This is a genomic window from Mycobacterium sp. UM_11 (assembly GCF_001414075.1).
GTDB lineage: Bacteria > Actinomycetota > Actinomycetes > Mycobacteriales > Mycobacteriaceae > Mycobacterium.
The window spans coordinates 1-14,239 of the sequence record NZ_LATC01000114.1 but is presented as its reverse complement, the minus strand read 5'-3'; the positions used below and the strand labels follow the sequence as shown (position 1 = coordinate 14,239).

At 69.0% G+C, this 14,239-nt stretch carries 18 protein-coding genes; 5 read left to right on the top strand and 13 right to left on the bottom strand.

Annotated features, from left to right (window positions below):
• Window positions 1–402, top strand: a 402-nt coding sequence (locus WU80_RS21315; protein WP_156371813.1) for a zinc-binding dehydrogenase, incomplete at its 5' end; no start/stop codon positions are given.
• Between the two features lie 18 nt (window positions 403–420).
• Here WU80_RS21315 and WU80_RS21310 read toward each other — a convergent pair.
• The 8 genes from WU80_RS21310 to WU80_RS21275 form a co-directional block, all read right to left on the bottom strand.
• Complete coding sequence (locus tag WU80_RS21310) at window positions 421–1,149, bottom strand: SDR family NAD(P)-dependent oxidoreductase (protein ID WP_055405105.1); 729 nt, start codon at window positions 1,147–1,149, stop codon at window positions 421–423.
• Window positions 1,146–1,544: a nuclear transport factor 2 family protein gene (locus WU80_RS21305; protein ID WP_055405104.1), complete on the bottom strand. Its 399-nt coding sequence runs from the start codon at window positions 1,542–1,544 to the stop codon at window positions 1,146–1,148. Before WU80_RS21305 ends, WU80_RS21310 begins: the two co-directional genes overlap by 4 nt.
• Window positions 1,534–2,277, bottom strand: a complete 744-nt coding sequence (locus tag WU80_RS21300) for an HpcH/HpaI aldolase/citrate lyase family protein (protein WP_055405103.1) — start codon at window positions 2,275–2,277, stop codon at window positions 1,534–1,536. The genes WU80_RS21305 and WU80_RS21300 overlap by 11 nt, the downstream gene beginning before the upstream one ends.
• Window positions 2,274–3,242, bottom strand: a complete 969-nt coding sequence (locus WU80_RS21295) for a zinc-binding dehydrogenase (RefSeq protein WP_055405102.1) — start codon at window positions 3,240–3,242, stop codon at window positions 2,274–2,276. Before WU80_RS21295 ends, WU80_RS21300 begins: the two co-directional genes overlap by 4 nt.
• Window position 3,243: 1 nt before the next feature.
• The gene (locus WU80_RS21290) at window positions 3,244–4,455 is read right to left on the bottom strand and encodes a cytochrome P450 (RefSeq protein ID WP_055405101.1); all 1,212 of its coding nucleotides are present in this window, start codon (window positions 4,453–4,455) and stop codon (window positions 3,244–3,246) included.
• Window positions 4,452–5,156 (bottom strand): hypothetical protein, encoded by a 705-nt coding sequence (locus tag WU80_RS21285; protein ID WP_055405100.1) that lies wholly within the window; start codon window positions 5,154–5,156, stop codon window positions 4,452–4,454. The genes WU80_RS21290 and WU80_RS21285 overlap by 4 nt, the downstream gene beginning before the upstream one ends.
• Window positions 5,156–5,734 carry a hypothetical protein gene (locus WU80_RS21280; protein ID WP_055405099.1) on the bottom strand — a complete coding sequence of 193 codons (579 nt, stop codon included), beginning with the start codon at window positions 5,732–5,734 and terminating at the stop codon, window positions 5,156–5,158. The genes WU80_RS21285 and WU80_RS21280 overlap by 1 nt, the downstream gene beginning before the upstream one ends.
• A 131-nt stretch (window positions 5,735–5,865) precedes the next feature.
• A complete protein-coding gene (locus tag WU80_RS21275) occupies window positions 5,866–7,035 on the bottom strand; it encodes a CaiB/BaiF CoA-transferase family protein (protein WP_055405098.1) in 1,170 nt (389 codons plus the stop codon).
• A gap of 107 nt (window positions 7,036–7,142) precedes the next feature.
• Between WU80_RS21275 and WU80_RS21270 the strand changes: the two genes are divergently transcribed.
• Window positions 7,143–7,829, top strand: a complete 687-nt coding sequence (locus WU80_RS21270; protein ID WP_055405097.1) for a DUF427 domain-containing protein — start codon at window positions 7,143–7,145, stop codon at window positions 7,827–7,829.
• Here the strand turns inward: WU80_RS21270 and WU80_RS21265 are convergent.
• The 3 genes from WU80_RS21265 to WU80_RS21255 are packed head-to-tail and all read right to left on the bottom strand — an operon-like array spanning window position 7,813 to window position 10,781.
• Window positions 7,813–8,964 (bottom strand): acyl-CoA dehydrogenase family protein, encoded by a 1,152-nt coding sequence (locus WU80_RS21265; RefSeq protein ID WP_055405096.1) that lies wholly within the window; start codon window positions 8,962–8,964, stop codon window positions 7,813–7,815. The two genes, WU80_RS21270 and WU80_RS21265, sit on opposite strands and share 17 nt — an antisense overlap.
• The gene (locus WU80_RS21260; protein ID WP_055405095.1) at window positions 8,964–9,884 is read right to left on the bottom strand and encodes an LLM class F420-dependent oxidoreductase; all 921 of its coding nucleotides are present in this window, start codon (window positions 9,882–9,884) and stop codon (window positions 8,964–8,966) included. Before WU80_RS21260 ends, WU80_RS21265 begins: the two co-directional genes overlap by 1 nt.
• Before the next feature lie 15 nt (window positions 9,885–9,899).
• Window positions 9,900–10,781 carry an acyl-CoA thioesterase II gene (locus WU80_RS21255; protein ID WP_055405094.1) on the bottom strand — a complete coding sequence of 294 codons (882 nt, stop codon included), beginning with the start codon at window positions 10,779–10,781 and terminating at the stop codon, window positions 9,900–9,902.
• A gap of 275 nt (window positions 10,782–11,056) precedes the next feature.
• On the opposite strand from WU80_RS21255, the gene WU80_RS21250 reads away from it, so the two are divergent.
• Genes WU80_RS21250 through WU80_RS21240 form a run of 3 tightly spaced genes read left to right on the top strand, consistent with a single transcriptional unit; the run spans window position 11,057 to window position 13,293 of the window.
• Complete coding sequence (locus WU80_RS21250) at window positions 11,057–11,875, top strand: SMP-30/gluconolactonase/LRE family protein (protein WP_055405093.1); 819 nt, start codon at window positions 11,057–11,059, stop codon at window positions 11,873–11,875.
• 16 nt (window positions 11,876–11,891) lie between these two features.
• On the top strand, window positions 11,892–12,728 hold the full coding sequence (locus WU80_RS21245) for a thioesterase family protein (protein ID WP_055405092.1): 837 nt from the start codon (window positions 11,892–11,894) through the stop codon (window positions 12,726–12,728).
• A 28-nt stretch (window positions 12,729–12,756) separates the two neighbouring features.
• On the top strand, window positions 12,757–13,293 hold the full coding sequence (locus tag WU80_RS21240; protein ID WP_055405091.1) for a TetR/AcrR family transcriptional regulator: 537 nt from the start codon (window positions 12,757–12,759) through the stop codon (window positions 13,291–13,293).
• Here WU80_RS21240 and WU80_RS21235 read toward each other — a convergent pair whose 3' ends face one another.
• Together WU80_RS21235 and WU80_RS21230 are read right to left on the bottom strand one after the other, a co-directional pair.
• A complete protein-coding gene (locus WU80_RS21235; protein ID WP_055405090.1) occupies window positions 13,294–13,644 on the bottom strand; it encodes a hypothetical protein in 351 nt (116 codons plus the stop codon).
• A gap of 30 nt (window positions 13,645–13,674) precedes the next feature.
• Window positions 13,675–14,239: FAD-linked oxidase C-terminal domain-containing protein (locus tag WU80_RS21230; protein ID WP_304437999.1), on the bottom strand; the 565-nt coding region annotated here is incomplete at its 5' end.

The window sequence follows — 14,239 nt, the reverse complement described above, 5'->3', positions numbered from 1 at the left end:
GCCCGGGGCGCGCACGAGGCATACACCTCGCAGCAGGCCCTCGACGGCGGCGTCAAGGCCGCCGTGGTCATCGAGGCCGCCGGCCATCCCGCCGCGCTCGAGACGGCCATCGCCCTGACCGCGCCCGGCGGCCGCACCATCACGGTCGGGCTGCCGCCACCGGCTGCGCGAATCACCGTGTCGCCGTTGGGTTTCGTGGCCGAAGGCCGATCGCTGATCGGCAGTTACCTGGGTTCGGCGGTGCCCAGTCGCGACATTCCCCGGTTCGTCGCACTGTGGCAGTCGGGCCGGCTCCCGGTGGAGGCGCTGGTGTCCTCGTCGATCCGGCTGGAGGCGATCAACGAGGCCATGGACAACCTCGCCGACGGCACCGCCGTGCGCCAGCTCATCAGGTTCGACTAGCGCTACCGCGGGTGCGGCTCATCGGATCTGCACGCATTGGCCGCCGTCGACGACCAGTTCGGCGCCGGTGATGAACGACGCCGCCCCGGAGACCAGGAACGCGACCGCGTCGGCGATCTCGCGGGGCTGGCCGATCCGCCCGAAGGCCGACGACGCGGCGAGCCGTAGTTGGGTGGCGTCGTCGAGCATCGGGGTCGCGATCGGCCCGGGAAAGACGGCGTTGACGCGAATGCCGAGGGGCGCCAGTTCGGCGGCGGCGTTCTGGGTCAGGCCGCGAAGCGCCCACTTCGCCGAACCGTAGGCCGCGTGGTGCGGGAAGGGGCGGATGGCGCCGGTGCTGCAGATGTTGACGATCGCGGCGTTGGTCGCCGCGCGGAGGTGCTCCAGTGCCGTGTGGATGCCCAGGAATGCACCGAAACAGTTGACCCGCCAGGAGTTTTCGAACGCATCCGCGGTCTCGTCCGCCAGCGACGCCCGGTGCAACGCGCCGGCGTTGTTGACCAGCGTGGTCAGCGCCCCGAACCGGTCGACCACGGTGCGCACGGCCTGCTCCCACAGCGATTCCGAGGTGACGTCGAGTTCGACGACGATCACCTCGTCGTCGCTCAATTCAGCGACCAGGGCGGTCAGGTCGCCCGCGCGCCGATCACACGCGGCCACCGAATAACCCTCCGCCCGGAGTTTTTTCGCGATGGCCCAGCCCTGTCCCCCGGCCGCCCCGGTCACCAGTGCGACGCGTTCATTCATGACGATGTGACCTCGGGGGCGTCGGAAAGGCCTCGGCTGGTGACGAATTGGCATCGGCGCCGGCGGAAAAGCCACCGCCCGTCGGTGCGGACCAGCTCGTCGTCGTACAGCGCGGGTCGGAGGTTCTGGTCGACCGCCCGGACGAACAGCACCTGCGACCGGGCCGTTGCCGTGTCGTCGTGGACGTCGATGCGGGACACCCCGGTCAGGTGCAGACCCCGCGGGGCATCCCGGAACATCTTGCCGATGCCGTCGTGCCCGGCGAACGTGCGCCCGTAGACCAGGAATTCGGCGTCCGGGGCGAACAGGCGCAGGCAGGCGTCGATGTCGTTGGCGTCCAGCGCCAACGCGTAGGCGTCAATCAGTTCGCGGATCGCGGCCCGATCATCCGTCATGCTTGGCCTCGCGCAGGTGTTCCGCGGCTCCCCGGCGCAGCGCAACCGATTCGGCCGCCAGGGTGATCATCGAGAACCCCAGCTTCGCCATGGCGCGGCCCGCGGTGCCGTCCCCCGCGTGGACTCCGCTAACCAGTCCGGCGGCATCCGCCGCCCGCCGGATGCGCACGATGGCGTCCAGCACGATCGGATCACTGTGCGCCCCAAGCACATCCACGCCGAGCGAAAGGGCCAGGTCCGCGGGTCCGACATAGAGCCCGGCTAGCCCGTCGACGGCGCAGATCTCGTCAACGGCTTCCAGCGCCGCGGCGGTCTCGATCATCGCGAACACGCTAACCCGGGCTTGAAGCGCGGCGGTGTCGCGGCCGAGGTCGGCGCGCAGCGGGCCGAAGCTGCGGATGCCCGCCGGCTGGTAGCGGGTGGCGGCCACCGCCGCGGCGGCCTGTTCCGCGGACTCGATCATCGCGATGACGACGGCGTCGGCGCCGGCGTCCAGCACACGCCCGATCGGTGCCGGGTCGGCGTTGGGCAGCCGGACGACGGTGCCAATCGGCAGGTGTTCGGTTCGGCGCAGCATGCCGGCGATGCCGGCGTCGTCGAGGTAGCTGTGTTGGGCGTCGAATCCGACGTAATCGTAACCGGCCCTGCTGAATTCGTCCGGGCCGATCAGGCTCGGGCCGGTGATCCAGCCGCCCCAGATCGGCGTCTGCTTGTCGCCCTCGAAGACGCTCACCCGGCGATCGCAATCTTGACACGCTTCGGGTCGGGCCGGCAGGCCAAGTCGAACGCGGCCTGCGCGTCCTCGATCCCGAAGGTGTGCGTGAGATACGTGCCGAGCAGCTCCGGATGTTCGGCGGCGAACTTGCCGGCGAGCTCCAGCATCCGCCGGCGGTCGAGTGTCACACCAGATTTCAGGGTGAGGTTGTTGCGCAGCATCAGGCGCATGCTGATCGGGTAGGCGTCGTCGTCGGCCACGCCGAAATACAGCACGGTGCCGCCGAACGCCGCGGCCTCGATCGCGTGCCCCAGGGTGGCCACCTGATGGCCGACCGCCTCGATGACGACGTCCGCGCGGTCCGCGGCCACGAGCCGGCTCACCCACCGGTCGCTGGTGGCGCGCACCACCTCGTCGACGCCGAAAGCGGTTGCGAAACCTGATCGGTCGACGGGGTCGACTCCAGTGACGCGCCGCGCGCCGGCCGCCTTGGCGACATAGGAGAAAAGCAGGCCGATCGATCCCTGGCCGATGATCGCCACGTGCCTGCCGGTGAGGTCGGGCAGCTGCTCGAGGGCGTACAGGACGCACGCCAGCGGTTGCAGGCCGACGGCCTGGGCCGGGATAAGTCCCGGGTCGTATGGGGCCAGCCCGCTGCCGTCGCTGATCACCCGCTCCATCAGGCCGTCGAAGCCGGACGCCCAGCCCACCACGCGGTCGCCCGGACGGTGCTCGGGATGGCGGCTGGCGATCACCTCGCCGACGATTTCGTGGATCGGGAAGCCGTCCTTTTCGGCGGCGCTAACGCCGTCGTCGCCCGGGAGCCGTCCCTTGGCGCCCCGAAAGGCCGGCATGTCGCTGCCGCAGACGCCGGCGGCCAAAAACCGTAACAGCACCTGGCCTTCGGCCAGGTCCTCGGGCGTCTTCTCGGCGACCGACGTGCACTCCAACACATATGGGGCGATGATCCGGTAGGACCACACGTCAGACCTCCACCGGGATCTTGTTCCATCCCCACTGGAAGCTGGACGGCAGCCGGGTGGCGGCGTCGCCGTCGACGGCGAAGTCCGGCACCCGGCGCAGCCATTCGGCCAGCAGCACATCGATTTCCAGCCGGGCCAGGTGGTAGCCGATGCAGAAGTGCTGGCCGCGTCCGAACGCCAGCGAACGGCGGATGGGCCGGTCCCAGATGAACTCGTCGGGTTCGGCGTATTCGCGCTCGTCGCGGTTGGCCGAGGCCAGCAGGGTGATGACGCGCTGGCCGGGCTCGATCGTTCGCCCGTGAATCGTGTACGGCCGCCGGGCAGTTCGGGCGAACCACTGCGCCGGTGCGCAATAGCGGATCATCTCCTCGCGTGCGATCGGCACGTTGGTGGCGGGGTCGGCGCACACCGCGGCCATCTGGCCGGGCCGCTGACTGAGCTCCCACAGCCCGTGCGCGACGATTTTGGGCACCGTCTCCGTCCCGCCGATGAAGATGCAGAGCATCTGCGTCGCGACCTCGGCGTCGGACAGCGCGCTGCCGTCGGGCAACCGGTAGCGCAGCAGGCCATCGACCACCGGCAACTCGGTCCCGGATGAGTCGGCCCGCCGGCGCTCGACCACCGGCGTGAGGTATTCGAGATAGTTTGGCCGGGCCTGCGCGGTGTCGACGCCCTCACCGGGCTCGGCCAGGCTGCCGGCGTTGACCGCGGCGAGCACTTGGGGCGCGAGATCGTCTGGTAAGCCCAGCAATCCGCACACCATCGACGCCGCGACGATGCCGCCGTACTCCTGCGTCAGGTCGAACGAGCCGCGCGGCAGCAGCTCATCGAGGCGCTCGTTGGCGAGCGTGCGGATCCTGGCTTCCAGCCCGGCGACCGACCTCGGACGCAACGGCGCCGAATGCGCGCGGCGGATCTCGGCGTACAGGTCCGTGTCGAACACCGCGTGGAAGGGCAGCGGGTGCAGCGGCGGGTCGTCGAGCGGCCCGTCGTTGTGGGAAGCCAGCACCGAGGCCGGGGGCAATGTACCTTCCGTCGCGACGAACGTGCCGTCGTTGACCTCCAACACCTGCCAGATGTCCTCGAAGCGGGACAGCGCGAAGGTGTCCCACTGCGGCATGTAGTACACGGGGTACTGGTCGCGCAGAATTTGGTAGTAGGGCAATGGGTTTGCCATTACCTGCGCGTCGAACGGGTCGTAGGAGAAGCTCACTGCAGAGGCGAGGGCGGTAGGGCCTGCAGGATCGAGTCCTCCCAGCCATCGCGCAGGGCGGGCGCCACGCTGATCCACGTGACGATCTCGGGAGGCGGGCTCTCCTTCCACGAGGGGTAGTGGTTGGCGAAGCATTCCCAGCCGCCGTCGAGCGCCCAGTAGTGGATGACCTCGTTGTAGCGGAAGGTCGTGGTGAACGAGCCCAGCCAGCGTTTGCCGGTCCGTTCCGACCATGGAACGTAGAGGCGCTCCAGTTCGCGGATGTAGTCGTCCTGACGCCCGGGCTTGGTCTGCATGATCTCCTGAATCACCAGCGGCGCGGTGAAATTCGCGTCGCGCAGCTGGGCCAGGGTCTTGTTGCTGGGCCCGGGGTACATGATGCGGCCCTCCCCCGCCGCGCCGGCGTCGGCCAGGAACGCCGACCATTTTCCGGCCGCGGCCTCGTGGCTGCCCCCGCGGGCCTGCGCCGCGCCGATGCGCGCGTAATCGGCGAATCCGTCGATCTCCCAGATGATCGTCACCTGCGGCCAGTGACCGTTGTAGGGCGTCGTCTCCCAAATCGCGAACAGCCGCGCGCCGAGCTCCTCCATCATCGGCCGGTAGGTGTCGGAGAAGACCTCGGTGAAGCGCTCGGTTCGGCCGGTGCCCAGCGAGATGGTCTCGTGCAGGTAGAGAAGCGTGTGCCGGTAGTACTTCTTCATCAGTCGAGCCGGACCAGCCCCGAGTCGCCGCGCGCGCAGGTCGCCAGGTCACAGAGCAAGGTCTCGGTGGAATAGACCGTGGGACAAGCCATCCCGGCCGCGGCCAGCGCGTGGCCCTTGAATCGGCGCGCGGCCGCACTGAGCGCGTACTGCGCCCGGGCCACCCCGCGATCCACCCGCAAGGGCCAACCGGACGGCGCGTGGCCCCACAGCGTGACTTCGGTCAGCCGGTCGTCCAGCGACGCCAGCACCCTGTCGCGCACGCGCGCATCCGCAATGAACGCCTCGGCGCTGACCGCGAGGCTCTGGCTCGCCGGGCCGAGCATCGCGAATTGCTCCTCGAGGTCCAGCGCCCGCACACCGAGGATGCGCAGGGATCGGTCGTCGCCCGCGTCGGGCAGCAACACCGTCACCTGCCAACCGGCCATGGCGCGGTCGTACAGCCAACCCCCGGCCGATTGGACGACGTCGAGGGCGCTCACCGCGATGACGTCGAGCCGGTATCCCAAACGTTCCCGGCCGGCTCCGGCGGCATCGACCCGGGCGCCTTGGCTGATGTCGAACGTTGACGTGACCATTCAATCCGTTCCTCACCGCCGCGCGGGGATTGGCGCTTACGGCAACGCTTGTCCTGGGCTGGGTGCCGCCTTGCGCGGCTCACCGGACAGCGTGACACTTAGGACGATATTTGTAAAGGAGCGACCGGTGGTCACAAGCCGTGGCGAGCCTTGAGCTCGGCGAGCACTTCCTCGGTGTGCTGCCCGAGTTCCGGTGCCGCAGAACGGGGTGCCCATGGGGTGCCGTGGAAATCGGCCGGGGTGGCCACCATCGGAACGACGGATTCGCCGTCCGGCACGTCGACGATGCCGCCCGCGGCGTGGAATTGCTCGTCGGCCACCACGTCCTCGAGCGAGTTGACCGGTGACCAGAAGAAGTCCGGTTCACCGGAAAACGCCTGCGCCCATTCGTCGAGTGTGCGGGTGGCAAAGATGGCGTCGAGTTCGGCGATCAGCTCCGCCGCGTTGACGAAGCGCGCGTACGCGTCGCCGAACCGGGGATCGGTCAGCCACTCCGGATGGCCGACGACGCGACATAGCGGGGGCCAGTGCCGGTCGCCTTCGAGCCCGACGATCCAGAATCGACGCCCGTCGGCGGTCGCGTAATTGTTCATGCACGGGTTGCCCATCGCCTCGCGTTGCCCGACCGCGATCGGCTGACCGGTCAGCAGATAGGTGTTCAGGTCGAAGCTCACCGTGTAGGCGCCCTGGCGGTACAGCGAGGTGCTGACCAGTTGGCCGGTCCCAGTGCGGGCGCGGGCAACCAGCGCCGCGCAGATCGCCGCGGCCAGCGTCATGCCGGCCGAGTGATCGCCCATGCCGCCGCGCTGGAACGGCGGCGTGTCACCGGGCCGGGTGAGCAGATGTGCCACCCCGGCCCGCGACCAGAACGCGGCGACGTCGTATGCGGCGCGGTCGGCGTCGGGCCCGGTCTCGCCGTATCCGGTGATCAGCCCGTAGACCAGGCGGGGATTGCGCGCCGACACCGACTCGAAGTCCAGTCCGAGGCGCGACAGCGCGCCGGGCCGCACGTTCGTCACGAAAACGTCGGCGTCGGCGAGCAATTCGAACGCGGTGTCGCGGCCCGACTCCCGCGCGAGGTCCAGCACGACGCTGCGCTTGGAGCGGTTGTCCATCTCGAAGGGCGGGTTGACGCCGAGGTCGCAGCCCAACATCCTGCCGAACATGCGCCCCGGGTCCCCGCGCGGCGGCTCGATCTTGACGACGTCGGCGCCCCAGTCGGCCAGGATGCCGCCGGCGGCCGGCCCGGCCACCCAGACCCCGAGCTCGACGACCTTGACGCCCTCCATTGGTCCCGCCATGGCTAAGTTCCTACTCCGCGCTCTTCGAATGTCACGCCGGCGTGACGGTCCATTGCCAGTGCCACGCTAGCGTGACGGTCGAAGACTTGGGCGATGGAAGGAGCACCATGAGCCTCGTTGCCGGACGTGGTCCGCTCAGCAGTGATCCGGCCGGGCGGTTCTCCCCCGCCATACCGGACGGCGTCGTGTTCGTCGAGCCGCACCCACGGCGCGTGCAGGCGATCCAGGACGGGCGCCTGGTGATCGACACCGAGCGGGCGCTGCTGGTGCACCGGCGGGGCCGGCCGCTCAGCTACGTTTTCCCGGCCGACGCGGTCGCCGACCTGCCCACCGAACCCGAGCCGGAGGCGCCGGGCTTCGTGCACGTGCCGTGGGACGCCGTCGACACCTGGCTGGAGGAGGGACGCGAGCTCGTGCACTATCCGCCGAACCCCTACCACCGCGTCGACTGCCGGCCGACGAGGCGCCGCCTGCGCGCCAGCGTCGGGGGCGTCACGCTGGTAGATACCGATGACACCGTTATTGTGTTCGAAACGGCCTTGGAGCCAAGGCTTTACGTCGATCCGACGCACGTGCGCACCGACCTGCTGCGCCGCACCGACACGGTGACGTATTGCAACTACAAGGGCTTCGCCACCTACTGGTCGGCCGTCGTTGACGATCACGCGATCGACGACATCGCCTGGAGCTATTCGGATCCGCCACCCGAAAGCCTGCCCATCAAGGGCTTTTTGAGCTTCGACCTGGCCCGGGCCGACGTCGTGGCCGACCTGCCGCTCACCCGCCGTAGCTAGGGCGTCCCAGCTTCAGCTCGTGCTGGGCGATCATGTTGCGGAACACCTCGAGGGTGCCGCCATAGATGCCGAGCGGCAACGAGAGCCGGTAAAGATGTTCCGCCGCACCGTCGGTGGCGGAGCCTTCGGTTTCGGTCGGCAACGCCGAGGCCGAGCCCATGATGTCCATCAGGTCACCGGTGATGTCGCGCATCGTCTGCGCGACCGCGACCCGGCCGAACATTCCGGGCGATGACAGCGACGCCTCCATGCGCGCGACGGCCCGTCCGAGCCGGTACTTCACCGACTCGTCGTCCGTCGCCGAAACGACGGCCGCGACGGCGTCGATCACTTCGGCCATCAGGTCGCCGTGCGCCGCCATCGCCGCGACGTATTGCAGCCCATGGTCTTCCGGGTCCACGATGCCGTGCTCGGAGTCCAGCGCCGCGCGCATCACCGTCCAGCCGCCGTTCACCTCGCCGATGCGGTAGACGTCGTCGACGCGGACGTCGCTGTAGTAGACGATGTTGGTGCGGTCGCCGTCCAGCGTCCGGATGCCCTGGATCTCGATGCCCGGCGTGTCGAGGGGCACCAGGAACATCGTCAGGTTCCTGTGCTTGGGGCCCTGGGGGTCGGTGTTGGTGAGCAGGAAGACGTACCTGGCGTTCTGCGCGTTCGACGTGAACATCTTGGAGCCGTTGATAATCCACGCATCGCCGTCGCGCACCGCGCGCGTCTTGCAGGTGGCGACGTCGGAGCCGCCCTCGGGCTCGGTGTAGCCCAGACACAGCCGGATCTCGCCGGCCAGCACGCCCGGGATGACCTTGTCGGCTAACTCGGGCACCCCGAACTGCCGCACCAGCTTGGCGACGACGGACGTGGTGCCCCAGTGATACCAGGGGGTGTGGGCGCGGGCGATCTCGAGCTGGAATATGCGTCGGCGCACCGGGCTGAAGCCGCCCTCGGCCTCCAGCTTCCAATCGGATGCCAGGTAGCCGGCCTCGCCGAGCGCCAGATGCACCTCCTCGTCGAAGTTTTCGCCGAACTTCAGCTGCCGGTGCAGCACTTCGTCGGTGACGTGCTTGGCGATGAACGCCCGGGTCTCGTCGCGGAAGGCCTGGTCCTCCGGGGAGAGTTCGACGCGGGAGAAGTCCATCAGGCCGCGTCGATCACGAGGGTGCGGAAGCGGTCGAGGGTCTCGAGCACATGGGTGATGCTGTCTCCGGGCAGGTGCACGCTCACCCAGGTAACCCCAACGCCCGCAAGCTTTTCCAAGCCGGCAAGGTAGGCGTCGGCGTTGAATGAGTCGTCGGCGGGGCTGCCGCCCTCGAAGTTCGCGAAGGTGATGTCGATGGTGGACCAGTCGCGGCCCGCGGCATCGCACCGGCGCCGCAGATCGTCGATGCCTTCGGTGAGCCGCGCCATGGAGTCGATCACCGCGGTGCCCGCCGTCTGGGCCAACTGGGGAGGGGCGGGGAATGGGCACCAGCCGTCGCCGTATTGCGCCACGCGCTGGCGCGCCGACGAGGTGTTGCCGCCGATCCAGATCGGCGGGTGCGGATCGCTCAGCGGGAGGGGGTGCGCGGTGATCCCCCGCGCGCTGAAATGCTTGCCCTCGAAGGTGATGTCGTCGCCGGTCCAGACAGCCCGGATCACCCGCAGTGCTTCCTCGAACAGCTCGGCCCGCTCGTCGTAGCTGACACCGAGCGCTGCGAATTCCCGCTTCAGATAACCCACACCGACCGCGAGCGTGAAGCGGCCGCCGGACAGCAGGTCCAGTGTCGCGCCGGACTTGGCCACTACGAACGGGTTTCGATACGGCAGCACCACGATGTTGGGGATCAGCCGCAGCGTCGTCGTCGTGGCCGCCGCGAAACCCAGCGCGACAAAGGGATCCAAAGCGTCATGCCCACCGGCTTGGAGCCACCGCTGCGACGGCGCCGGGTGGTCGGTGAAGCCGAACCCGTGAATGCCGGCCGCCTCGGTGGCCGCGGCCACCTTCGCGATGCCGTCCCCGCTGACCAACTCCGGGTTGTACGGGTGGCTGTGCATCGGATGGGTGATGGTGAAGTGCATGAGCGCGGCCCGCCGTCAGAATCGCGCGCGGGAATCGATCGCCGTGTCGGTGGTGCGCAGCGGCCGGATCAGCGCCTCCTGGGCGAACGAGCACAGTAGCTCGCCCGCCTCGGAGTGCACGGTGCCGCGCACGTACGACATCCCCGCGCCGACCTGGGTGCTCTCGTGGGTGTAGAGCAGCCAGCCGTCCCAGCGCACCGGTTCGTGGAACGCCACCGAGATGCTCATCGGTGCGGTGGACACGGTCAGGTGCGCCTGGGCGGTGCCAATGCCCTCGTGCGGTCGCATCGTCGTGGAGATGCCCAGGTGGCCGGTGAAGTACGCGAGCAGCGCCTTGGCCAGGTCGTCCCGTTCCGGGATCGGGTCGTAGTGCAGCCACGCGTACAGCTCGGGTGGCCCGACCTCGTCGGGGCTGTTCACGTCGACGACGTCGACCAGGCGCAGTTCGCGGCCCACCATCGGCATCGGCGAGGGAATGGCGTCCGCGGGCCCGGTCACGTCGGGGCGCGGCAGGTGGTGGCGGATGACGTCGCCGGTCGGCACGTCGGCCAGCACCGTGATGCTCAGGCAGCGCCGCCCGTTCTGGTGGACGGCGACCACCGCTGTGGCGGTGGACCGGCCCTCGGCCACGACGTCGAGGACGAGTTCGATCGGCGGGCCGACGGTCACCGCGCGGGAGAACACCGCGTGCGCCGAACGCACCGACTTGTCTCCGAACCGTTTGGCCACCGCCACGATCGCCTGGGCGAGCACCTGGGTGCCCTCCACCACCTGACGTTCGTCGCCGCCGGCGATCCCAGTGTCGCCGGTGAACCGGTCCGGCCCGTCGGCCCGCACGTCGAACAGGTCCAGCAGGCCCTGCACGGTCCACTCGGTCTGCTCAGATTCCGTGGTCAAGTCGGGTCCACCTCTCGGCTAGCAGCTCACGGCTCAGCGTGACACTTTGCGTAGGATTTGTAAAGCTTGGCTAACAAGGTGGTGACTCGGTGGACCGCCGGCTCGATGGGACACCCAGGGGCGCAACACAATTGGGCGGCGCCTCCCGCGGTTGCGCATCCGCGTTCATGGGGCCCGCGGGGACCGGCCGTCGCGAGATTGACACCGGCACCCGCGGTGCATGACACTTTGGCGGTGTTTTGTAAAGCGGAAGCCGTGGTCAAAGGCGTGACCGGATGATTCCCGAACCGCTGGCCAACAGCTTCTGCTTCGGCGAGGGGCCACGCTGGTTCGAGGGGCTGCTGTGGTTCTCCGACATGCTGGGCGAGGCGGTCCACACCTCGACCATGGGTGGCTCGCTCACGACCTTGCCGCTGCCCGGGCACGCGCCCTCCGGCCTGGGTTTCCGCCCGGACGGATCGCTGCTGATCGTCTCGGCCGACGACCGCAAGGTGCTGCGCTACGACGGTGAATCCGTGGACACCATCGCCGATCTCACCGAACTCGCGCCGGAGAACCTCGGGGACATGGTGATCGACGACGCGGGGCGCGCCTACATCGGGTGCCAGGCGCGGCACGGCGGGCGCATCATCCGCCTCGATCCGGACGACAGCGCCACCGTCGTCGCCGAAGACCTCGACTTTCCCAACGGCATGGTGATCACCCCGGACCGCGCCACCCTGATCGTCGCCGAGTCGATCGGCCGCCGGCTGACCGCGTTCACGATCGACTCCGACGGCGGCCTGGCCGACCGGCGGGTTTTCGCCGAGGGTCTGGACGGGCCGCCCGACGGCATCGCGCTCGACGCCGACGGCGCGGTGTGGGCGTCCATGACGCTGGCCCACCAATTCGAGCGGATCGTCGAGGGCGGGGCGGTGACCGACCGCATCGACATCGGCGAGCGCGTAGCGATCGCCTGCGCGCTCGGCGGCCCCGAGCGGCGCACGCTGTTCCTGTTGTCCAGCACGGACGCCTATCCCCAGCGGCTGGTCGGCACCCGGCTGTCCCGGCTGGATGCGGTCACGGTGACGACTCCCGGCGCCGGCCTGCCCTGAGGAAAGGTTGACGACGATGTCCGACTCCTATTACGAGCTCGTCGACGGCGCCGATCCGCTGGGCGAGAAGTTTCGGGCCACCGACCTGGCGCGGGGCACCTGGTCGGCCGCGATTCAGCACGGCGGGCCGGTGTCCGCGCTGCTGGTGCGGGCGCTCGAGCGGTGCGAGCAGCGCGACGACACCCGCCTGTCGCGCGTCGTCATCGACCTGTTGGGCGGGGTGCCCGCCGAGGGGGACCTGTGGGTCGGCTCGCAGGTGCAGCGGGGCGGCAAGCAGATCGAACTGGTCACCGCCGAGATGCTGGCCCCCGGCCCCGATGGCGAGCCCCGGCCGGTCGCTCGCGCCAGCGGCTGGCGGCTACAGACGCTGGACACGCGCGCCGTGGCCCACGCCGCGCCCGAAATGCCGCGGCCGCGCAGCGAGGCGCGCAACCGCAACCTGAAGGCGCGGGATTGGGACCGCAACTACGTGCACAGCCTGGACTGGCTGTGGCTGACCGAACCGCTGAGCGAGGGGCCGGGCGAATCGTGGATCCACCCGACCGTGGACCTGGTCACCGGCGAGAGCATGACACCGCTGGAGCGGCTGTTCGCGGTGGCCGACTGCGCCAACGGCATCGGCAGCAAGTTGGACATCACCCGGTGGACCTTCCTCAACACCGACCTGGCCGTGCACGTGTTCCGGGTTCCCGACGGGGAGTGGATCGGGATCCGCGCCGAGACGAACTATGGCCCGGACGGCATCGGGACCACGGTCGGCACGTTGTTCGACGAGCAGGGGGCGGTGGGCGCCATCCAGCAGTCCGTGTTGGTGCGGCCGAGACCGCCCAAGCCTGGCCGGGAGGCGAAATGACGGTGAACGACTTCGTAGAGTTGCACTTATGAGCAGTCCGGCCCAGACCGCAGAGCCCGACACCTCGACGCGGCAGCGCATCCTCGATGCCACCGCCGAGGTGCTGGGCCGCAACGGCAAGACCAAGCTCAGCCTGTCCGACGTCGCCGCGCAGGCCGGGGTCTCGCGCCCGACGCTGTACCGCTGGTTCGCGTCGAAAGAGGAGTTGCTGTCGGCCTTTTCGAGCTACGAGCGGCAAATCTTCGAGAGCGGGCTGGTGCGGGCCACGGCGGGGTTGAAGGGGGTCGACAAGCTCGACGCCGTGCTGCGGTTCATCGTGGAATACCAGCACTCGTATTCCGGGGTGCGCATGGTCGACGTCGAGCCCGAACACACCATCGCCCAGTTCGGTGGGGTCATCCCGCAGATGCGGGAGGGCCTGCAGCGCCACCTGCCCGGACCCAACGCCGCGGTGAAGGCGGCGACCGTGATCCGGATCGCGATCTCGCACTACATCGTGCCCAGCGACGATGCCGATCAGTTCCTGGCGCAGCTGCGGCACGCGGTCGGGATCAAGGGTTCGTGATCAGTCGAGCCGCACCGCGACCTTGACGCGGCCCTTCTCGTCTCGGCTGGCGATCGCGTGTCCGGTGCGGTCCGCGCCGTCGAAGTTCAGCAGCGTGATCGGCCCGCCCGCGCCGAGAAAGTTTCGCCACCATGTCTTGCTATCGGGCGACATGACGTTGATGACGATGCCGTCGCCGGAACGGCGATACCCGACCGGGGTCTGAATCGTCTTGCCCGAACGCCTGCCGACGTAGCGGATCTTGATCAGCCCGCGTCGTACCAGTCGCCCGACGACGGGCGCGTCGATCATGCCATTGAAGAAATTGTTGACGATTCGGTTGACGGGTGTGTCGAAGATCCCGGATGCCATGGACGCCAGCGTATGTCAGGCGACCTCCGGCTAGTCGAAGAGCACCGCGGCGTTGAGGTAGCCGGTCGGGTCCAGCGCGGCCTTGATGGTCCGCATCGCCGCGATGTCCGCCAGCTCGCGTGACATGCCCATGTAGTGCCGCTTGCGGGTGCCGACGCCGTGCTCGGAGCTGACGTTGCCACCGGATCGCGCGATCAGTTCCATCATCGGCTCGTAGAGTGCCCGCTCCCGGTCGACCGGGCAGCGCAGCACGTTGAGATGCAGGTTGCCCTCGCCGATGTGGCCGAACAGTACGGGCAGCGCATCCGGGGCGTGCGTCCCGACCAAATCGACTGCGGCTCGGGCGAATTCGTCGATCGACGACAGCGGCAACGAGACGTCGAACTTCAGCGGCGGCCCGTACACGCCGAGCACCTCGGCGAGCGACTCGCGCACCTGCCACAACCGTTGCTGCGCAGCCACATCCACGCCGACCGCGGGCTCGGAGCACATCCGCGCTCCGTCGAGCAGGTCGGCGAGCCGGTCCGTCTGGTCCTGGTCGGCGGCGAGTTCCACCAGCAGCAGCCAGTCGCCGTCGACGCTGTCTCTTATACAC